General features: G+C 63.6%; 16 protein-coding genes. 10 read left to right on the top strand and 6 right to left on the bottom strand.

The features are described 5' to 3' along the window. Positions 1-38: 38 nt before the first annotated feature. Together BM436_RS09615 and BM436_RS09620 are read right to left on the bottom strand one after the other, a co-directional pair. Complete coding sequence (locus BM436_RS09615) at positions 39-2645, bottom strand: ABC transporter permease (protein WP_093555295.1); 2607 nt, start codon at positions 2643-2645, stop codon at positions 39-41. Between the two features lie 187 nt (positions 2646-2832). Then, complete coding sequence (locus tag BM436_RS09620; protein WP_093555296.1) at positions 2833-3576, bottom strand: SDR family oxidoreductase; 744 nt, start codon at positions 3574-3576, stop codon at positions 2833-2835. 195 nt (positions 3577-3771) lie between these two features. Between BM436_RS09620 and BM436_RS09625 the strand changes: the two genes are divergently transcribed. Beyond that, positions 3772-4833: an SDR family oxidoreductase gene (locus BM436_RS09625; protein WP_093555467.1), complete on the top strand. Its 1062-nt coding sequence runs from the start codon at positions 3772-3774 to the stop codon at positions 4831-4833. A 22-nt stretch (positions 4834-4855) separates the two neighbouring features. Here BM436_RS09625 and BM436_RS09630 read toward each other — a convergent pair whose 3' ends face one another. After that, positions 4856-5233, bottom strand: a complete 378-nt coding sequence (locus BM436_RS09630) for a hypothetical protein (RefSeq protein ID WP_143133042.1) — start codon at positions 5231-5233, stop codon at positions 4856-4858. A 204-nt stretch (positions 5234-5437) separates the two neighbouring features. Here BM436_RS09630 and BM436_RS09635 point away from each other — a divergent pair, with 204 nt between their 5' ends. Further along, positions 5438-5935 (top strand): MarR family winged helix-turn-helix transcriptional regulator, encoded by a 498-nt coding sequence (locus tag BM436_RS09635; protein WP_093555298.1) that lies wholly within the window; start codon positions 5438-5440, stop codon positions 5933-5935. 65 nt (positions 5936-6000) lie between these two features. Here the strand turns inward: BM436_RS09635 and BM436_RS09640 are convergent, their stop codons facing one another. After that, positions 6001-6306, bottom strand: coding sequence for a hypothetical protein (locus BM436_RS09640; RefSeq protein ID WP_093555299.1), 306 nt, complete (start codon positions 6304-6306; stop codon positions 6001-6003). Between the two features lie 9 nt (positions 6307-6315). Beyond that, positions 6316-6972: a thiol:disulfide interchange protein DsbA/DsbL gene (locus BM436_RS09645; protein ID WP_093555300.1), complete on the bottom strand. Its 657-nt coding sequence runs from the start codon at positions 6970-6972 to the stop codon at positions 6316-6318. Positions 6973-7167: 195 nt separating this feature from the next. On the opposite strand from BM436_RS09645, the gene BM436_RS09650 reads away from it, so the two are divergent. The 3 genes from BM436_RS09650 (at position 7168) to BM436_RS09660 (ending at position 11182) form a co-directional block, all read left to right on the top strand. Next, positions 7168-9408, top strand: a complete 2241-nt coding sequence (locus BM436_RS09650; protein WP_093555301.1) for a M1 family metallopeptidase — start codon at positions 7168-7170, stop codon at positions 9406-9408. Positions 9409-9418: 10 nt separating this feature from the next. Beyond that, positions 9419-10300 (top strand): hypothetical protein, encoded by an 882-nt coding sequence (locus BM436_RS09655; protein WP_093555302.1) that lies wholly within the window; start codon positions 9419-9421, stop codon positions 10298-10300. Positions 10301-10378: 78 nt separating this feature from the next. After that, a complete protein-coding gene (locus BM436_RS09660; RefSeq protein WP_093555303.1) occupies positions 10379-11182 on the top strand; it encodes a DODA-type extradiol aromatic ring-opening family dioxygenase in 804 nt (267 codons plus the stop codon). A gap of 117 nt (positions 11183-11299) precedes the next feature. Here the strand turns inward: BM436_RS09660 and ylqF are convergent, their stop codons facing one another. Continuing rightward, positions 11300-12250 carry a ribosome biogenesis GTPase YlqF gene (ylqF, locus tag BM436_RS09665; RefSeq protein WP_093555304.1) on the bottom strand — a complete coding sequence of 317 codons (951 nt, stop codon included), beginning with the start codon at positions 12248-12250 and terminating at the stop codon, positions 11300-11302. Between the two features lie 156 nt (positions 12251-12406). Here ylqF and BM436_RS09670 point away from each other — a divergent pair, with 156 nt between their 5' ends. From BM436_RS09670 to BM436_RS36105, 5 genes are all read left to right on the top strand, one after another. Beyond that, positions 12407-14398: an OPT family oligopeptide transporter gene (locus tag BM436_RS09670; protein WP_093555305.1), complete on the top strand. Its 1992-nt coding sequence runs from the start codon at positions 12407-12409 to the stop codon at positions 14396-14398. Between the two features lie 547 nt (positions 14399-14945). Next, positions 14946-16001 (top strand): hypothetical protein, encoded by a 1056-nt coding sequence (locus BM436_RS36090; protein ID WP_143133044.1) that lies wholly within the window; start codon positions 14946-14948, stop codon positions 15999-16001. A gap of 164 nt (positions 16002-16165) precedes the next feature. Continuing rightward, positions 16166-17431 carry a hypothetical protein gene (locus BM436_RS36095; protein WP_143133046.1) on the top strand — a complete coding sequence of 422 codons (1266 nt, stop codon included), beginning with the start codon at positions 16166-16168 and terminating at the stop codon, positions 17429-17431. Positions 17432-17566: 135 nt separating this feature from the next. Continuing rightward, positions 17567-18322, top strand: coding sequence for a hypothetical protein (locus tag BM436_RS36100; RefSeq protein WP_143133048.1), 756 nt, complete (start codon positions 17567-17569; stop codon positions 18320-18322). Between the two features lie 847 nt (positions 18323-19169). Further along, entirely contained in the window at positions 19170-19847 is a 678-nt protein-coding gene (locus BM436_RS36105; protein WP_143133050.1) for a hypothetical protein, read from the top strand. Positions 19848-19860: the final 13 nt, after the last annotated feature.

Below are 19860 nucleotides of genomic sequence, written 5' to 3' on the forward strand. Positions count from 1 at the left end.
GGTCTTCCTCATGTTGTCTTCCTCATGTGGTCTTCCTTTCAATGGGTGGGGGATTGCCGCAGCGCGAGCAGCGGCGGGTGGTTCAATACATTGCGCAGGCCCAGCCAGCCGCCGGCGGCGGCGCAGGCCACCCCGGCCAGCAGCCCGGCCAGCCACAGTTGCGGCGACCAGCTCCACGGCAGGTCGAAGGTGAAGCGCGCCAGCGCCCAGCCGCCGGCGCTGGCGCCGCCGGCCGCCAGCAGCCCGGCCAGCGCGCCGGTCAACAGGTGTTCGAACCACTGCGCCCGCGACAGCTGGCCGCGGGTGGCGCCGAGCGCGCGCAGCAGCGCGGCCTGGCGCATGCGCGCGTCCTGCGAGCCGGCCAGCGCCGCGTACAGCACCAGCAGCCCGGCCGCCAGCGTGAACAGGAACAGGAATTCGACGGCCACGCTCACCTGCGCCAGCACGGCGTGCAGCTGGCGTATCAGGAAGCCGAAGTTGAACATGGTCAGGCCCGGGTGGTCGCGCGACAGGCGGCCGATGGCGTGCTCGCCGCCCTCCGGCACGTGGAAGCCGGCGCTGTAGGTGCGCGGCAGCCCGGCCGCCGCCGTGTCGTTGAGCACGAACACGAAGCTGGCCTTGCGCGCGCGCCAGTCGATCTTGCGGACGCTGGTGACCTTGGCGTCCAGCGGCAGGCCGCCGATGTCGAAGGCCAGCCGGTCGCCCAGCTTGATGCCGAAGTCCTTCACCATTGCCTCGTCCACCGAGATTTCACGTTCGCGCGAACCGGGCTGGAACCACGTGCCGCTGGTGAGCGTGCTGGCCGGCGGCAGCGCGGCCGCGGTGGACAGGTCGAAGTCGTTGGCGTCCACCGCGCGGCGGTAGTCCTTGTTGTCCCCGCCTGCGGGCTTGCCGTTCACCGTGAGCAGCCTGCCCCGGATGTTGGCGTGCAGCGGCGGCTGGCCGAACTGGCGCAGGCGCTGCGCGATCTCGTCGCGCTGGTCCGGCGCGATGTTCATCAGGTAGTGGTTGGGCGCGTCGGGCGGCACCGCGGCGCGCCAGGCGGCCATCAGGTCGCCCCGCACGACGGTCAGCAACAGCAGCGCCATCAGGCCCACCGCCAGCGACACCGTTTGCGCGATGCTGGCGCCGGGGTGGCGCCGCATGGCCGTGATGGCGAAGCGCCACGCGGGGTGCCCGCCGCCGCCGCGCACCAGCGCCAGCGCCCGCAATCCCAGCCAGGCCGCGCCGGCGAACGACAGGCCGGCCGCCAGGAAGCCGGCGGCGGTCGCCGCGCCCAGCTTGACGTCGCCGGTCTGCCACAGCAGCAGGCCGGTGAACATGGCGCCGCCCAGGGCGAAGGCGGCCAGCGTGGCGCCGCGCGGCGCGTCGTGTTCGCGCCGCAGCAGGCGCGCGTGCGACACGTTGGCCAGTTGCAGCAGCGGCGGCAGCGCGAAGCCGGCCAGCAGTATCAGTCCCGCGGCCAGCGCCTGCGCGGCCGGCAGCCAGCCGGCGGGGGGCAAGGCTGCCGGCAGCAGCCCCTCCAGCCATCGCAGTAGCAGCGAGTGGCCGGCGTAACCGGCCAGCACGCCGACGGCGCCGCCGGCCAGGCCGACCAGCGCGAATTCGATCAGGTGCACGCGCATCACCTGGCGCTGGCGCAGGCCGAGGCAGCGCAGCATGGCGCAAGCGTCCACGTGGCGCAGCATGTAGCGGCGCGCGGCCATGGCGATGGCGACCGCGGCCAGCATGGCGGTGAGCAGGCTGACCAGGGACAGGAAGCCGGACGCGCGCTCCAGCGTGTCGCCCATCTCGGAGTCGCGGTCGCTGGCGGTCTGGATGCGCATGTTGCCGGCGTTGGCGGCGTCCAGCCGCGCCTTGATGTGGAGGCGGAAGGCTTCCACGGCGGGGCCGTTGCCGGCCACCAGCAGCGCATGGCGGGCGCGCACGCCCGGCGCCATCAGGCCGGTGGCCGGCAGGTCGCCGGCGGCGATCATCACGCGGGGCGACAGGTTGACGGGGGAGAAGCGGCGGTCCGGTTCGGACGTGATCACCCGCGTGACCAGGAAGGCGCGGTCGCCGACGCGGATCCGGGCGCCGATGCCGGCGTTGAGGCGCGCCTCCAGCGCGGTGTCGATCCACGCCGTGCCGGGCGCGGGGCCGCCAGCGCCGCCGGCGTCGGCTGCCACGCCGGCATCGGTTGATGCGCCCGCATCGGTTGACGCGCCGGCGCCGGTTGCCGCGCCCGCATCGCTTGACACGCGGACATCGGTTGGCGGGGCGGCGTCCGTTGCCGCGCCGCGCAGCTGGAGCGCGCCGCGCAGCGGATAGCCGGACGTGACCGCCTTCAGCGACACCAGGCTGGACACGGCGCCGTCGCCCTCCCCCGCGCCGGCCATGCTGACCATGGACACGGTGCCGGCCGTCCGCAGATCGCGCCGCCGGGCGGTTTCCACCCATGCCGGGTCCAGCGGCGCGTCGGAGGTGATGAGCAGGTCGGCCGCCAGCAACTGCGTGGCGTCGCGCAACATGGCGCCGCGGATGCGGTCCGTGAAAAAGCCGACCGCCGACAGCGCCGCGACCGACACCACCAGCGCCGCCAGCAGCAAATGCAACTCGCCCGCGCGCCAATCGCGCAGCGTCATTTTCAGCGCCAGTTTGAACATGGCTTCCCCGCAAAAGAGACAAGCGCGGAGCATAGCAAGCAGGCAAGCCCGGGCCGCCGGAATTGCGACGAATCGACAATAGGGCCGACGAACGGCGAATCGGCGGCATTCCGCCGGGCACGCCACAAACAAATAGCCCAGGGCTATTTAATTAAATCGCCCTGGGCTATTTTCCGGGGTCAGCCTCTCAGACGAGGCCGCCGTTGGCGCGCAGGGTCTGGCCGTTGATCCAGCCGCCGTCCGGGCCGGCGAGGAAGGCGACGGCGGCGGCGATGTCGTCCGGGCTGCCCAGGCGCTCGAGCGGGGCCATCCCGGCCATGCGCTCGATCGTCTCGGGCGATTTGCCGTTCAGGAAGAGATCGGTGGCGGTCGGGCCGGGGGCGACGGCGTTGACGCTGATGTTCTTGCCGCGCAGTTCCTTGGCCATGATGTTGGTCATCACCTCGACCGCGCCCTTGGTGGCGCCGTACACGGCGTAGCCGGGCAGGCCCAGGCCGATCACGCTGGTGGAGAGGTTGACGATGCGCCCGCCATGCGACAGCCGCCCCGCCGCCTCGCGCAGCGTGTTGAAGGTGCCCTTCACGTTGACGGCGAACAGGCGGTCGAAGGTCTGGTCGTCGGTGTCGGCCAGCGACGGCAGGCTGGCGGGCATGAGGCCGGCGTTGTTGACCAGCACGTCGACCCGGCCGTAGCGGGCGATCACGCCGTCGAACATGGCTTTGACGGCGGCGGCATCCGAGACGTCCGCCCGCAGCGCCAGCGCGGCGCCGCCCGCGGCTTCGATGGCGTCCACCACGGCCTGGGCCTCGGCGGCGTTGCCTGCGTAGTTGACGGCGACGGCGTAGCCGTCCCGGGCCAGGCGGCGGGCGATCGCGGCGCCGATGCCGCGCGACGCGCCGGTGACGATGGCGACTTGCCGGGTGCTGTTCATGGTGTGGCTCCTTGTTGGGGTTGGCGTGTGTGCTGCGAGTGGGCCCAGTATGACTTGTCCGCCAACGCCAATAAATACACGCAAATCACCAACTCTATTCGACTAAAACAAACAATCCTGCGGAGCGGCGGCGTGCGACAGCCGAATCGCGCGCGCAGTACGATCACGCTTCACATTCAGCTTAAGGAGCGCATGATGACGACACGACTGAAGCGGCTGTCCGAGCAGGTGATGGTGATTACCGGCGCCACCAGCGGCATCGGCCTGACCACGGCGCGCAAGGCGGCGGCCCGCGGCGCGAAGCTGGTGCTGGCCGCGCGCGACGAGGCCGCCCTGCGCAGGCTGGAGGAGGAGTTCCGCCGCCAGGGCTTCGAGGCGCTGGGCGTGCCCACCGACGTGGGCGACCGCCACGCGATGGAGGGCCTGGCGCAGGTGGCGCTGGCGCGCTTCGGCCGCATCGACACCTGGGTCAACAACGCCGGCGTCTCCATCTTCGGCACCAACGAGGAGGTGGCGATGGAGGACCACGAGCGCCTGTTCCAGACCAATTTCTGGGGCGTGGTCTACGGCTCGCTGGAGGCGGTCAAGCACATGCGCAAGGACGGCGGCGCGCTGATCAACCTGGGCAGCGAACTGTCGGACGTGTCGGTGCCGCTGCAGGGCATGTACGCCGCCTCCAAGCACGCGGTGAAGGGCTTCACCGATTCGCTGCGCATGGAACTGGAGAAGGAGGGCGCGCCGGTCTCGGTCACGCTGATCAAGCCGGCCGCGATCGACACCATGTTCACCGTGCACGCGAAGAACTACATGGCGCGCGAACCCAAGCTGCCCCCGCCGGTGTACGCGCCGGACCTGGCGGCCGACGCCATCCTGCGCGCGGCCGAGCATCCCGAGCGCGACCTGTTCGTCGGCGGCGCGGCGAAGCTGACCTCGTTCACCGGCCTGAACCTGCCGCGCCTGCTGGACAAGTACATGGAGGCGCTGATGTTCAAACTGCAGCGCTCGGAGCTGCCCAGCGCCACCAACCGCCGCGACGCGCTGCACCAGGCCGATCCCTCGCAGGAACTGCGCGAGCGCCTGGGCAGCGAGCACGCGGTGCACGAGAGCTGCGCCTACACCCGGTTCTCGCTGCGCAGCCACAAGCCGCTGACGCTGGCGCTGCTGGGCGGCGGCGCGCTGCTGGCGGCGTGGCAGCTGGCCAAGCACAGCCAGCCGGCCGCGGCCGCCTTGCCGGCGCCCGCGCCGTCCACGCACTGAAGCCGGCCCGGCCGGCTACCGGTCAGATGTCGGCGTCCCGGCCGGTGCCGGGGATGGTCTCGATGTGGTCGACATTGATGTCGGCCCCGTCGGGCGCGACGGTGTCGCGACCGGCCGCGGCGCGTTCGCCGGTGCCGTTGGAATCGGTGTCGCTGTCCAGGTCGGGGTCGCCCAGGTCCGGTCCGGCGGTGCCGCCGGCCGCGCCGTATTCCGTGTCCTCGTTGGTGCCCTGGACCAGGCCGCTGTCAACCTGGCGGCCAAGGCCGGGGCCGCCCTGCACGTCGCTGCCGGAATCGGAGCTGTCGCTGGGTCCCAGCGCGCCGGTGCCATGGCCGCGTCCCAAGACGCGGTCCGGGGGACTGGGGAAGTTATCGGGGTCGAGTGTGCTGTTGCCTGACATGATGAGTCTCCTTCTATGCGATGAAACGCCTTGGACCGGCGGGCGTCGCCCGGGCGGTCCCCATGCGCCGACTCTAACAAAGTCCCTCCCCCGCAGGCGCTATGCTGCCTGCGCGCAACAAATTACAAAGGCATGACGAAACAAGATTTCCGAAGAGACAAGGGAGATACAATCAAGTCTTTGGTAAGGGAGAGGGAGAGCGCAATGAGCAGCTTCGACGCCACCAACAAGCGCCTGAAAAACATCCGCACACGCATACCGGCGTTTCCGGAGGACTTGATGCGCCTGATGCGCATGACCTACCACGTGCAAAAGCGCATGAAGGACCTGACCAACGCGGCCCTGCGCAAGTACGACCTGGTGGACGCCAGCTACATGGTGCTGGCCGTGCTGTACGGCTCGGACAGCGAAACCTCCACCGCCTCCACCCTGGGCGAGGCCTGCATGGAGAAGCCCGCCAACCTGACGCGGGTGTGCAACGACCTGGAACAGCAGGGCCTGATCACCCGCGGCAACCGTCCCGGCGACCGCCGCTGCGTGATGATCTCGCTGACCGACAGCGGCCGCGCGCTGATCGAGCAGGTGATGCCGGAAGTGTGGGCGCGCACCACCCGCGCCTACGACGGCTACAGCGCCGACGACCGCAAGCTGCTGGAGCAGCTGTTCAAGCGCCAGCTGGACAACCTGGAACACCTGCTATAAAGAAAAAAGGGGTCAGGTTCGGTATTCTTTCAATACCGAACCTGACCCCTTTTTGGCGGCGGCGCTCAGGGCACGGCGTTGGTGAGCGCGTAGCCCACGTGCTGCCACCAGTGGTCGCGCGTGCGCACCGTCTTCAGGCAGGCCGTGTCGAACTCGGTCTTGAACACCGGGTCCATGCATTTCTTGGTGAGCAGCGCGTTGCGCTGGTTTTCCGTGTTGGCCAGCGCGATCATCAGCCAGGCCGAGAAGGTGATGGCGACCAGCGCGAGGCTCCATGCGAAATGGTTCACATAGGTGCGCCAGAACAGCCTGCTCTCATCGGGAGCGGACTCGCGGTAGATCGTCATTACTTCCTTTTCGGTGTCGCTCATATGCGCGCTTTACTTCTTGGCGGCGGCGGCCTTGGCCACCAGGTAGTCCATCACTTGCAGCGTGGCCTGCTGCGAAGCCAGCTCGGTCATGCCGGGACGGCCGACCATCGACGGCGCAGTCATGTAGCGGCCGTCGACGACGATGGTGGGGGCGCTCTCCACCTTGTAGGCCGGCAGCTGCGACAGGGTGCGTTTCATTTTAGTCTGCACACCGAAGGAATTAAAGGCTTCCAGGTACTTGGCCTTGTCGACGCCGTTCTTGACGATGAAATCGGTCATCGCGTCGTCCTTGTTCAGGCGGTTGCGTTCGACGTGGATGGCGCGGAAGATCTTGTCGTGCACCAGGTCCAGCTTGCCCATCGCCTCCAGCGTCAGGTAGGCGTGCGCGTGCACGTCGTTCACGCCGGTGGCCGGGAAGTGGATGCGGCGGAAGACGATCTTGTCGCCCTGCTTTTTCACCCAGTCCGTCATCAGCGGCTCGAGCGCGTTGCAGTGCGGGCAGGAGTACATGAAGAACTCGATGACTTCCACTTTCTTGCCGGTGTCGGCACGCACCGGCTCGGCCAGGGTCTTGTATTCCACGCCCTCCTTCGGTTCGGCGGCATGGGCGCCCACGGCGGCGAACGACAGCGTGGCGGCGGCGAGGATCAGGCGCAGAAAACGCATAACTTTCCTTCTAAGAGTGTGAGTGGCAAACGCCGCGAGATTACCATTTTTTCCCGCGCCCATCCGGCTTCCCCGGCAAATTTCCCCCGCGGGCGGGGATTTTAAGGCGAATTTAAGCGCCGGGCGCTTGGAAGTTGGCGGATTGTCCACCCATTGGTTATAGTGGCTGCGGTACAGCCATCCCCGTCCCCTCACATGAAAACACACACCCTACGCAAGCTGCTCGCCGCCTCCGCCGCGGCGTTGGCGCTGCATGGTGTGCTGCTGGCGCAGGCGCTGGTGGTGTCGGTGCCCGAGCCCTACACGGACACGGGCATCCCGTTCGCGCCGGCGCACGCCGCCGCCGTGCAAACGCCGAGCGCGCCGAACGCCTGGGGCGGACCGCGCACCGGCCGGGAGGCCACGCTGTCCGACCGCGTGGCCGACTACCGCATCGAGGCCACGCTGGACCCGGTGCGGCACACCATAGACGGGCGGGAACAGCTCACCTGGCGCAACCGCGGCCAGCGCGCCGTCGGCACGGTCTACCTGCACCTGTACCTGAACGCCTTCGAACACGCCAACACCACCTTCTTCACCGAGCACCGCAACCGCGGCGGCGACACCATGTTCGGCGGCGCCGCGGACGGCGGCTGGGGCCGCACCGAACTGCGCAGCGTGACGCAGGACGGCGCCAGGGTGGCCTGGTCCTTCGTGCAGCCGGACGACGGCCCGGAAAGCGACCACACCGTGGTGCGCTTCGACCTGCCGCGCCCGGTGGCGGCGGGCGGCACGACCACGCTGGACATCGCCTTCCTCAGCCAGCTGCCGCGCGTGGTCGCGCGCAGCGGCCACCACGGCAGTTTCCACATGGTGGCGCAATGGTTCCCCAAGATCGGCGTGCTGGAGCTGCCCGGCGAACGGGGCGCCACCAGGGAGCGCTGGAATGTGCACGAGTACCACGCCGAGTCCGAGTTCTACGCGGACTTCGGCCACTACGACGTGAAACTGACGGTGCCCAAGGACTACACCGTGGGCGCCACCGGCGAGCTGCAGGGCGCGCCGGTGGAAAAGAACGGCATGCTGACCCACCACTACGTGCAGGGCGACGTGCATGATTTCGCCTGGACCGCCGACAAGCGCTTCGCCGCCCCGCTGACTGCCACATGGCGCGGCCCGGCGGACGGAGCGGCCAAGGGCGAAGCCCAGGCGCCCGTCGCCATCCGCGTGCTGTACACGCCGGAGTACGCGGCCAGCGCGGCGCCGTCGCTGAAGGCCGCGCAGGACGCCCTCAGCTATTACACGGCGACGCTGGGTCCCTATCCCTACAAGACGCTGACCATCGTGCTGCCGCCGCACAACACCGCGCGGGCGGCGGGCATGGAGTACCCCACCCTGTACACGGCCTTCGGCTACGAGCGGGTGCCGCCGGACACGGAGGCCGCCTTCGACCTCGACATGGTGAACATCCACGAGTTCGGCCACGGCTATTTCCAGGGCATCCTGGCGTCCAACGAGTTCGAGGAACCGATGCTGGACGAGGGACTGAACCAGTTCTGGAACCTGCGCATGGCGCGCCAGCGCGGGCAGTTGATGCATCCGGCGCCCGCCTGGCTGCGGTGGGCCGGCGTGTCGCCCGCCTTCGACGCCTTCCATTTCGAACGCCTGGGCGCGGTGCGCGAGAGTCCGGCCGACCCGGCCGGACAGAACGCCTTCGGCCGACTGCAGGGCATCGGCCCCGCCTACAGCCGCAGCGCCATCCTGATGCACGACCTCGAGGCGCAGCTGGGCAAGGCGGCGCTGGAAAGCGGCTTCAAGGAATACTACCGGCGCTGGCGCTTCCGCCATCCCAGCGTGGCGGACCTGCGCGAGGCGCTGGCCGACGGCAGCGGCCAGCGCCAGCAGGTCGAGCGCGTCTTCGCGCAGCAGGTGTACGCCACCGGCAAGGTGGACGACCGGGTGCAGGCCATCATCAGCGAGGAAGTGCTGCCGCAGCCGGGCAGCCAGGTGGTCGACGGCAAGCGCGTCGAGCTGACGCGGGAGCAGGTCGAGCAGCGGGTGGAGGCCATGCGCGAGCGCTGGCGCAAGGAGCATGCCGACGCGAATGGCGACGCCAAGGCCGGGGCCAGGGCCGGACCCTTCCCCTTCCGCACGGAGGTGCTGCTGCGGCGCTATGGCGTGGCCGTGCCGCAGACGCTGCTGGTGCGCTTCGCCGACGGCAGCAGCGAGACCGTGCGCTGGGACGCTCTTCACGGCGAGCGCTGGCAGCGCTACGTGTGGCTGAAGCCGGTGAAGGCGGTGTCGGCGGAACTCGATCCGGAACGCCGCCATCTGCTGGACGCCAACAAGCTCGACGACAGCCGCACCGTGAAGGCCGACGCCCGCGCCTCGCGCCGCTGGACCTTCGACTTCGCGGCCGTCGCGCAACTGCTGCTGACCTTGGCGGCGCTGATATGAGGCAGGCGAAATGAAGCGACTGATCCGGCTTTGCCTGGACGCCGCGCGCGGCGCGCTGCGCTGGCGCCTGCTGGCGCTGCTGGCCGCCGCGCCGCTGCTGCCCACGCTGGTGCTGGCGCTGCCCGCCTGGAAGCTGCTGGGGCAGCGGCTCGATTACACGGCGCACTCGGCCGCGCTGGCGCAGGCGCTGGACTTGCTCGCCTTGTCGGACCTGATGGCGGTGCTGGACCGGCACGCGCTGGCGTTCCAGGTGGCGGCCACGGTGGCCGCCGCGCTGGCGCTGCTGCTGTCGCCGCTGCTGACCGGGGCGGTGGTCACCGCCGCGCGCGGCGCCTACAGGGAAGGCGCCGGCGCGGACATCCCGCTCACGTTCCGCGAACTGCTGGCCGGCGCGGTGGACGAATACCCGCGCATGTTCCGCATGCTGCTGTGGTCCGGCGTGGTGCTGCTGGCGGCCTGGCTGGCGGGCGACGCCCTGAGGACATGGGCCGGCGCGACCTGGCACCGCGACGCCACGCCGACCGACGGACGCCACCTGCGCTGGGCCGCCGCCGCCGCCGCGGCCCTGCTGCTGGCCTTCGCGTGCGTGACGCTGGAGGCCGGCCGCGCCGCCCTGGCGCTGGACCGGCGCCGCACGTCGGCGGTGCGGGCGTGGTGGCTGGGATTGGGCCTGCTGAGGGCGCGGCCGCTGGCCATGTTCGGCAGCTACGCGGCGCTGGGCGCCGTCGCGCTGGCCGGCGCCGCGCTGCTGGGACTGGCGCGCCTGCATCTGCCGCGCGTGGACTTGCCCGGCTTCCTGCTGGCCTTGCTGCTGACGCAGATCATCGCCGCCCTGCTCGCCTGGTATCGCGCGGCGCGCCTGTACGCCTTCATCATCATTAACAAATCCTGAATGATGCATCAATATTTGTGCGATTGATGCACGGGTGGCGCAAGGCTATAGTGGGAGCATCGAAAACCGGAGCACACCATGAGCGAGCATCAACTACCCACTTATTTCGTTTCGCACGGCGGCGGCCCCTGGCCGTGGATGCTGGAGCTACACGGCACGCGCTACGACGCGCTGAAAGCCGCGCTGGAGGACATGCCGCGCCAGTTGGGCGCCACGCCCAAGGCCGTGCTGGTGGTGACGGCGCACTGGGAAGCGTCGCCGCCGCGCATCTCCTCGGGCGCCGCGCCGGGCATGATTTACGACTACGGCGGCTTCCCCGACTACACCTACCGCATCCAGTACCCCGCGCCGGGCTCGCCCGGGGTGGCCGCGCGGGTGCAGGCCTTGCTCGCCGGGGCCGGCATCGCGGCGGAACTGGACGCCGGGCGCGGCTACGACCACGGCACCTTCTCCGCCATGAAACCCATCTATCCGGAGGCGGACGTGCCCATCGTGCAGCTGTCGCTCAAGCGGGGGCTGGACGCGGCGGAACACCTGGCCATGGGACGGGCGCTGGCGCCGCTGCGGCGGGAGGGCGTGCTGATCGTCGGCAGCGGGCTGAGCTACCACAACCTGCGCCAATTCGGCGCGGCGGGCGCGGCGGCCTCGCACCGGTTCGACGCGTGGCTGAGGGAAGCGATGGCGCTGCCGCCGGCCGAGCGCACGGCGCGGCTGCTGGACTGGGAACGCGCGCCCGCCGCGAGGCTGGCGCATCCGCGCGAGGAGCATTTGCTGCCGTTGATGGTGGCGCTGGGCGCGGCCGAGGGGGACGCGGCGGCCAATGTGTACCACGAGGACGACTTCATGGGCGGCCTGGCCGTTTCCAGCTTCCGCTTCGGCTGACCAGCGGCGCAAAAAAAAGTAGGGCGGAGTCCTACTCCGCCGGATGCGTGCGGGCCTGCGCATATCCGGCGGAGTAGGACTCCGCCCTACGTTCCAGCTTCTGGTTTGGCCGCGTGATCAGGTGCCGCGCTTGCCCTTCATGCGCTCGGCTTCCTTGGCGGCGGCCTTGGCGGCCGCGGCCTCGGCCTTGACGCGCTGCTCCTCGCCGAACGCGGCCAGCGCGGCGGCGCGGGTGGCCGGGGTCTCCAGCGAGATGCGGCCCAGCGCGCCGCTGCGGTAGTCCTGCAGGAAGGTGTGCGACGCCTTTTCGAAGTCCAGGTCGCCGCCGCGCTGGCGGAAGCCGCGCCGCGCCGCGATGCCCTCGACCACGCCGATGCCGTCCAGCTTGTCGATCTCCTTGAAGCCGTAGCGGGCCACCAGCAGCTCCGGATAGCGCTTCAGCAATTCAATGGCCAGGAACTCGGCCACCTCCTCCTCGATCAGCGCGTTCGAGCCGATCGCGTGGCTGGCCGCCAGCATCAGGCCATCGCTCGGCATGGCGATTTTCGGCCACAGCATGCCGGGCGTGTCGACCAGCACCGTGTTCTTGTCCAGGTAGAGCTTTTGCTGCGTCTTGGTGACGGCCGGCTCGTCGCCCACCTTGGCCACGCGCTTTTTCAGCAGCGCGTTCATCAGCGTCGATTTGCCGACGTTGGGTATGCCCATGATCATGATGCGCAACGGCTTGGTCGGCACGCCGCGGTGCGGCGCCAGGGCCTTGGCCATGTCCGGGATGCGCGCCACGTCGCCCGGCTTCTTGGTCGTCATGGCGTAGGCGGTCACGCCCTCCTGCGCGTCGTAGTACTCGACCCAGGCGGCGGTGGCGGCCGGGTCGGCCAGGTCGATCTTGTTGAGGATCTTCAGGCAGGGGCGCTGGCGGAACTTGCGCAGCTCGTCGACCATGGGATTGCAGCTCGCTTCGGGCAGGCGCGCGTCGACCACCTCGATCACCAGGTCGGTATTTTCCATCTGCTCGGCCGCCTTCTTCTTGGCGGCGTTCATGTGCCCGGGGAACCATTGGATTGCCATGCGTTTGCCTTCTCTTTGCTAGCTGATTACTGCGTCAAATCCTCTATTTTACCCGCTCCCCTCGTGCCTGTATCCGTTTGCGCCCGGCTCGGCTATCATCACGCACAGAATCTTTTCTAATTTATAAACATTTCTATATACAGGGAGTAACAAGGGATGAATAAAACTTCCGCGTCCGAAGCGGCGACGCCCGGCGAAATCACGCTGCGCGGCGTGATCCTGGGGATCCTGATCACCCTGGTGTTCACGGCCGCGCAGGTCTACCTGGGCCTGAAGGTGGGCCTGACCTTCGCCACCTCGATCCCGGCGGCGGTGATCTCGATGGCGCTGCTGAGCGCGTTCAGGAACGCCACCATCCAGGAAAACAACATCGTGCAGACCATCGCCTCGGCGGCCGGCACGCTGGCGTCGGTGATCTTCGTGCTGCCCGGCCTGCTGATGATAGGCTGGTGGGCCAACGTGCCCTTCTGGCCGACCTTCGGCGCCTGCGCCATCGGCGGCGTGCTGGGGGTGATGTACACGGTGCCGCTGCGGCGCGCGCTGGTGACCACCTCGGACCTGCCCTACCCCGAGGGCGTGGCCGCCGCCGAGGTGCTGAAGGTGGGCACCTCGTCGCGCGCCGGCGCGCTGGAGGGCAAGGCCGGCCTGATGGCCGTGATCCTGGGCAGCGTGGCCTCCGCGCTGTTCGCCGCCGGCGCCGCCGTCAAGCTGATGGCCGGTGAAATGGCGGTCTATTTCCGCGCCGGCAACGGCGCCACCGGCATCGGCGCGGCCAGCTCGCTGGCGCTGATCGGCGCCGGCCACCTGATGGGCATCACGGTCGGCATCGCCATGCTGGCCGGCCTGCTGATCGCCTGGGGCGTGCTGGTGCCCATCCTGACCGCCGCCCAGCCGATGGCCGACCTGCCGGCCGCCGACTGGGCGCTGAAGGTGTGGAAAACCGACGTGCGCATGATAGGCGCGGGCGCCATCGGCGCGGCCGCCATCGTGACCCTGGCCGGCCTGGCCAAGCCCGTCATCGGCGGCCTGAAGTCGGCGATGGAGGCCTCGCGCAAGGCCAAGGCCAATGGCGGCGCGCTGCCGCGCACCGAGCAGGACCTGCCGATCTTCGTGGTCGGCCTGGTGACCCTGCTCGCCATGGTGCCGGCCGGCTGGCTGCTGGCGACCTTCCTGCAGGGCGGCGTGCTGTCCAGCGTGGCGCCGGCGCTGATCGCGGTGGGCGTGGGCTACATCCTGATCGCCGGCGTCTTCGCCGCGGCCGTGTGCGGCTACATGGCGGGCCTGATCGGCTCGTCCAACTCGCCGGTGTCCGGCATCGCCATCCTGACCGTGCTGGGCGCGGCGCTGTCGGTCGGCGCCGTCGGCAAGCACATCATGGGCCCGGAGGTGGCGCACGCGCTGATCGCCTACGCGCTGTTCGTCACCACCGTGGTGCTGGCCGTGGCCGTGATCGGCAACGACAACCTGCAGGACTTGAAGACCGGCCAGTTGGTCGACGCGACGCCGTGGAAGCAGCAGGTCGCGCTGCTGATCGGCGTGTTCGCCGGCTCCTGCGTGGTGCCGCCGGTGCTGGAACTGCTGAACCGCGCCAACGGCTTCGCCGGCGCGCCCAACCTGCAGGCCATCTCGTCGCAGCCGCTGGCCGCGCCGCAGGCCACCTTGATCTCCACGCTGGCCAAGGGCGTCATCGGCGGCAACCTGCCGTGGCACCTGATCGGCTGGGGCGCGGCGCTGGGCCTGGGCCTGGTGGTGGTGAACTTCATGCTGAAGAAGGCCAGCAACAACCGCTACAGCCTGCCGCCGCTGGGCGTGGGGCTGGCGATCTACCTGCCCAGCGTGGTGACCGCGCCGGTGGTGGTGGGCGCCTTCGCCGGCTACCTGTTCGAGCGCGCCGTCAGCAGCCAGACCTGGGGCGAGGTGGCCAAGCGGCTGGGCGTGCTGATCATGTCCGGCTTCATCGTCGGCGAGAGCCTGTTCAACGTGGCGCTGGCGGGGCTGATCGTGCTGTCCGGCGAGGGCGAGCCGCTGGCCATCGCCAACGGCCTGGGCGAGCACACCACCATGCTGATCTCGCTGGCGGTGGGCGCGGCCGTTGTCGTGGGGCTGTACCGCTGGTCCAGCGCCAACGCGCGTCGGGTCGAGGCGTAAGCGAAGCGATCCACCTTCTCCTCACTGGACAGATTAGCACGGTCCGGTGAGGCAGTTTCAAGTTTCAATAGTCCTCCAATGCCGACGTCGAAGGTGACCAGGCCGTTCCTCAAGCACACGCCTTGACGAGTGAGCTAGGCGTTTGGATGAATCCCATCATGCTGGATTTCCGCAGGTTCAGGACGCTATCGCCGACACGGTTTCAGTTGGGCAATAGCCTCGGTTCATTGCGCGTTGCTCCGTCTCATGTTCAGATGAACGGGAAGATTTGCAGCAATGAGAATGTGCTCCAACAGATCACCTTTTCAGCACAGCAGGTCGCCATATCTGTTTCCACTTGGTATTTTCTATAGTTTCAAGAAATTTTTTTTAGTTTGATAATTTTCCTCTTGGCAATTTCGCTTGCGCGTTCTAATATTTGATTCTTGTGGATCAGCGAGGAACTCAGATTCACAAATTGAAGTTTTCCAGCGTCAGAAAACCTCTGGCCTGGGTGAATTTTCGTCAAAATTTGGTTTGCAAGCCATTTTATTACTAAGACAACCCTATGGCTCTTCTTTGGCGACTTAACCGTGAACTTGTCTTTGCCGATGGGAGCAATGCGGCGATTGCTTGGCCCGCGTTGCTCGTGATGAGAATAAAGCTAACTCCTGCAGATTTCTTCGGGGTGAGTGAGGAAGGGGCCGCGCTAACCACTGTTAGCACTTCCGCTGAGATGGAAATCAATGGAATTACGGGTCAGCTGAGGATTATCAACTCACCGCTTCTAACAGAGGCGAGCCTCTTGGTCTCATTTCTAGATGGACCGTTTTCTCTCACAGGTAACGAAGTCGAGCTTGAAGCTCGGGTCACCTCTCTTGCTCACTTTCAATCGACGGTCAACTGGATTTCAGATCGGCTAACATCATTTCTTTCAGTGCACTCCGGCGTTTTCCATGAGATTACTGAACTGGATGGAGAGCTGGCCGGCCAAAAATTTTCGGCAATGTACCCGGCGGCAAGCTACAGTGTTGCTTTCGCACAAGTCACCGAGGAGGAGCGCATAGGCGCGATACGTTCGGCTCTTGGAGCCCCAAAACAGGACCAAGGATCATATGCACGGTACGTCGCTGCTTGTCATTACTTTCAGCAGGCAGTTCGCTTAGTTTCCCCGCAACAGGTCAAGTTTAGCCCGTATGCCGTACATGCTGAGGTATTGCTAAATCTGTGCAAGTCTATTGAGGCGCTAATATCGCCAACGTCGCGTGATGATTTGCGAAAGAAGTTTCGCGCACTCGGCTTTAATGACAAACAGATCGAATCCCAGATAATCCCCATTTCGCTTATTCGAAATGAGATTGATGTTGGACATGCCGCGCTGAATCCAGCGGTGTGTTCTGAAATTTCTACCTTACGATCTTTTGTGGATCGTTCCATCCAGAACGTCGCAACTATCCTCCGGGTAGTTGGCGCACGAATCGCTGCAGGGGAAGAACTGCTGATTCCGCTCGTGGAGCAAACTTCCGATAGCCGCTTGAAGCTTGTCAAGAGACTCGCAGCATACTTGGCGAAACCGTCGCTGGATCCTGTAAAGCAACAGCCGCATATAGCTTCCACAACATAGAGCGAAGATGTCTCTAACCGCGAACTCAACTCGGATGGGCAAAAATGCGTGCGTTTTATTTTAACATTTAGGTATATGCCATGCTCGCCCGCGCGAGAATGGATACCATCGCGAGCCAAAGTTCACTGTTCTATGCCGCAATGCAGTAACTCAAGATAATTTTTATGGAAAAAGAAAAAATAATAGAATTACATCAACGGGTAATAGATCGACTTAACGCGACTAAGATCAAATATGAAGACAATTCTGATTTTGATGAAGAAGAAGTGTCCGTCGACCTGACCATCAACTTCCCTTGTGGGCGGGCCACACGGACGATTTACCTATGGGACGAAAGCGACTTAGTAGAATTTGGAGCTATTGCGTTTGAAGACTTCACTCTATTAGGCGGATTCGCTGCAATTGCAAATAGGAAATCCGGAAGGATTGAGGGCATCTTGAGTGCACCTAGCCAGACTAAATCGCTAGTCTTGCGCAGGACAACTCTTCTTAAAGCTTTGGGACTTTCTGAAACGAACGGTCTGATTTCCAAAAACGTGCTTCCCTCGGACGATTCCAATGCACCTACGGTGTCATTTGGCCCGACGACAAAAATGGCAAAAATGCTCTCACAATCTCGAGACCAACTCGGGGTAAGCCTCTTCATCGAAACATCAAAGCAAACGACACACGATGCCGCTTTGGCTGGACTTGAAAAAGTTTCCAATTCGCTGTTTTTCGGTATTGATGTAAATGCAGAATTGCATTTCGCACTTCTACGCCATGCATCTTCTCGTCGACGCGGCGTGGCAAACCAAAGCAGGGCTACCCTTAACTATCCGAAGAACGAATATGACAAGGCCCCGATGGCGCTCTACTGGTATGCAAGATCGGCAGAAGGGATGCCCCTTCTTCAATTCTTAGCCTACTATCAAGTAATTGAGTACTATTACCCGATCTATTACAACGCTGACATGAGTAAGAGAATTCGGGCAATTCTTAAACATCCCTCGTTCCGGATAGAAAATGATATCGACATAGCGAAAGTGATTGCCTCTTTGCGCGGGTCGCGGCACGGTAATGCTTCTGAACGAGATCAACTTCGTGCCACGTTAAAAGAATGTATCTCGCAGGAAGACATTAAGACGTTCCTTGCTGCTGACCCAGACCGCGCCACCCACTTTCTTACAAAGTCAAAAGGGGTTACCTCATGTTTAGTCAATCCGGAAAATAGACAAGCTGACTTGGTTTACCAGACTGCTGAGCGTATTTACGACATACGTTGCAAAATCGTGCATACGAAAGGCGATTCAGAAGATGGTGAGGTTGAACTCTTGCTTCCATACTCCGCAGAGGCGGAACGCATGCACTTTGACATAGACCTCGCACGGTTCGTGGCAAGACAGATTCTTATCACATCCTCGCGGCGTCTGGAAACTCGGCCAAACTGACACCCCTAAATTCCAGATGCGAACGAAAGCCGAACAGCTCCGCTGAATTGAATATTCATTTTGGATAAATGCAGTTCCACGTTTCCACAGCATTATTTTCTTAGGCCACCACAAACAATTTACCATGAAGAAAAAATGAGCGCACAACTGCCAGAACCCGCCGACAAGGGCGACATTTGGAACAGAGTACTTCGCGCAACTCTCACCATGCCCGGTGCGCGAGTCGATCGCACAGCATTCCTCCATAAAGAATTTTCCAAGCACTTTCCGTTAGAAATTGTTGAAAGTGCAATTTCAAAAACACCAGCGCAAGCCGGAATACCCGCTGTTACAATTCGCAGAATTGCGGAGTCGTCAATTTCATGGCATCGCTCAGGTGTAACAGCCGCATCATTTGCTGCGGGCTTACCTGGCGGATGGTGGATGGCCGGAACCATGCCGGCAGATCTCACTCAGTTCTTTTGGCATATTGCAGTCGTTTTACAAAAACTCGCTTATTTGCACGGCTGGCCTGAGTTGCTAATAAATGGTGAGGAGCTAGACGATGAAACGCTTCACATATTTACAATCTTTGTGGGTGTTATGTTCGGCGCCACTGGTGCTGGAAAGCTACTTGCCCAACTCAGTGAACGGCTTAGCGAGCAAATTGCCACGCGCCTTCCGAAGGAGGCCCTAACGAAGTGGGGGCTCTACAGGCTAGCTAGGAGTATCGCCAAGTGGATCGGAGTCAAATTGACGAAGGAAAGCTTCTCACGTGTCTTATCAAAAGCAATTCCGGTATTGGGGGCTTTCGTATCAGGTACCATTACATGGATTTCCATCTCCCAAATGAGCAACCGACTTCTGACGCATTTAGAAAAGCTTCATCCACACACAGGTACGACCGACTGATTACTAATCTTTCTCAAAGCAAAGTCACATACTAATATATCGGTACTCTATTTGAAGCAGCCGGCTGCTCTCACGTGTTGCTTTTGCAAGCTACGCCAAGCGCCGATGTCCAAGCATTTCTATGCCTGTCTTGTCGATTGCCAGTTTGCGCTACACCTTGCGCTTAACGTGCGCCTAGGCTTGTTCGTTGAGGGTCAAATGCAGCGAGCAGAATTACATGAAAACAACTTTACATCCCCATTTTGCTCTTGGACGAACCCTTCAACGCGGCCGATTTATGGATGGCGTGGCCGACAACAAGAAAAATGCGTTGCTTTTTCTCCAGTCAAGAGGCACTTGAGAAAAGTGATGAAGGTGCTGGAGTCAATGGTACCTTCAAAGATCATATAACGAAAATCGCCGTGCGGACTGACGGCCGAGAGCCGTGTGCGTACAAGAACCGCGTCATGTGCCCACGCCTGACACAACGGCTTCTGCGCCGTGAAGCCCAGCAGTTGCATACTGCGGCTAACGGCAGATAAGGCCAGCGACTTACCGAACTGCGCTCGATCAGGGCGCCGACGAGGGACGGGGCCACAGGCCGATAAAAGTTCAAATTGCTGCGGCGAGTGTTCCCAGATGTTATGCCGTTCGGACATTCAGACCAAATGCCGCTACCACTTGGGTAACGGGCTGATCTCCACGCACCGCCTTCACGGCTTTTTGACGCATCGTTTCAGGACTTCATAGCTGTGCGCCCGGCCATCGGAGAAACGATTAGATTGCACGCCAATATTAATCTTCATGTGGCATTACCGTCGAAAACTTTAGTACCGTTGAACCCATCTAATAGAGAAATATATCCAATATGGAAAAATTCGTAGAAATTCTTCGAGATATTATAAAATCTCATTCCAAGATGTGCCTGATCTTTGGAGTTCTATTTGTCCTTCTGGGTGTTACTGGTGGCATAACTTACAACTCTTGGCTACCCATATCAGATCAATGGGGACAAATTACTCTAGCAGTTATTGGTTTAATATTAATTGCTATTAGCTTCACAGATTCCAAATCTTCATGTTTACTTACTCAAAGAAATATACAAAAATTGGGAATTAAAATAACATACCCCCATAGCAATGAACGAGTCTACGGAAAAATCCGTGTCGTCGTCACAAGCAAAGAAGCGATACCAGAAGGTTTTCAATTGCACATTCTTCGTGGATACCCTTCCGGGGGCATAGTTCCAAATACAAAAGCTAGCCAAGAGGGCGACAAACTTAAATGGACCACCTACGACTTTGATATAGGCGGAGCCAGCAATGAGACGAGAACTATTGAGGCATGGTTGGTTGGCCCCGCAGGGACTGCGCTGCTCTCCAATTGGGAAGCAAATCACAAAATATTGGCAGCAGCAAACAGAACTCTGAAAGATTTAGGAGCAAACAAGATAACCTGGTTCCCGCCCATAACAGCACTCACACCTGATATGCATCATTGTTGCTCAGTCGTTGTCTCAAGAGCGGAACGTGATAGCAATTCCTAGAATAATTCCCCAC

Source organism: Pseudoduganella namucuonensis (assembly GCF_900116645.1).
Taxonomy (GTDB): Bacteria; Pseudomonadota; Gammaproteobacteria; order Burkholderiales; family Burkholderiaceae_D; genus Rugamonas; species Rugamonas namucuonensis.

Bases quoted from the DNA above. Each gene is read 5' to 3' on its own strand.
- BM436_RS09615 (WP_093555295.1), bottom strand. From the start codon at position 2,645: ATGTTCAAACTGGCGCTGAAAATGACGCTGCGCGATTGGCGCGCGGGC.
- BM436_RS09620 (WP_093555296.1), bottom strand. From the start codon at position 3,576: ATGAACAGCACCCGGCAAGTCGCCATCGTCACCGGCGCGTCGCGCGGC.
- BM436_RS09625 (WP_093555467.1), top strand. From the start codon at position 3,772: ATGACGACACGACTGAAGCGGCTGTCCGAGCAGGTGATGGTGATTACC.
- BM436_RS09630 (WP_143133042.1), bottom strand. From the start codon at position 5,233: ATGTCAGGCAACAGCACACTCGACCCCGATAACTTCCCCAGTCCCCCG.
- BM436_RS09635 (WP_093555298.1), top strand. From the start codon at position 5,438: ATGAGCAGCTTCGACGCCACCAACAAGCGCCTGAAAAACATCCGCACA.
- BM436_RS09640 (WP_093555299.1), bottom strand. From the start codon at position 6,306: ATGAGCGACACCGAAAAGGAAGTAATGACGATCTACCGCGAGTCCGCT.
- BM436_RS09645 (WP_093555300.1), bottom strand. From the start codon at position 6,972: ATGCGTTTTCTGCGCCTGATCCTCGCCGCCGCCACGCTGTCGTTCGCC.
- BM436_RS09650 (WP_093555301.1), top strand. From the start codon at position 7,168: ATGAAAACACACACCCTACGCAAGCTGCTCGCCGCCTCCGCCGCGGCG.
- BM436_RS09655 (WP_093555302.1), top strand. From the start codon at position 9,419: ATGAAGCGACTGATCCGGCTTTGCCTGGACGCCGCGCGCGGCGCGCTG.
- BM436_RS09660 (WP_093555303.1), top strand. From the start codon at position 10,379: ATGAGCGAGCATCAACTACCCACTTATTTCGTTTCGCACGGCGGCGGC.
- ylqF (WP_093555304.1), bottom strand. From the start codon at position 12,250: ATGGCAATCCAATGGTTCCCCGGGCACATGAACGCCGCCAAGAAGAAG.
- BM436_RS09670 (WP_093555305.1), top strand. From the start codon at position 12,407: ATGAATAAAACTTCCGCGTCCGAAGCGGCGACGCCCGGCGAAATCACG.
- BM436_RS36090 (WP_143133044.1), top strand. From the start codon at position 14,946: ATGGCTCTTCTTTGGCGACTTAACCGTGAACTTGTCTTTGCCGATGGG.
- BM436_RS36095 (WP_143133046.1), top strand. From the start codon at position 16,166: ATGGAAAAAGAAAAAATAATAGAATTACATCAACGGGTAATAGATCGA.
- BM436_RS36100 (WP_143133048.1), top strand. From the start codon at position 17,567: ATGAGCGCACAACTGCCAGAACCCGCCGACAAGGGCGACATTTGGAAC.
- BM436_RS36105 (WP_143133050.1), top strand. From the start codon at position 19,170: ATGGAAAAATTCGTAGAAATTCTTCGAGATATTATAAAATCTCATTCC.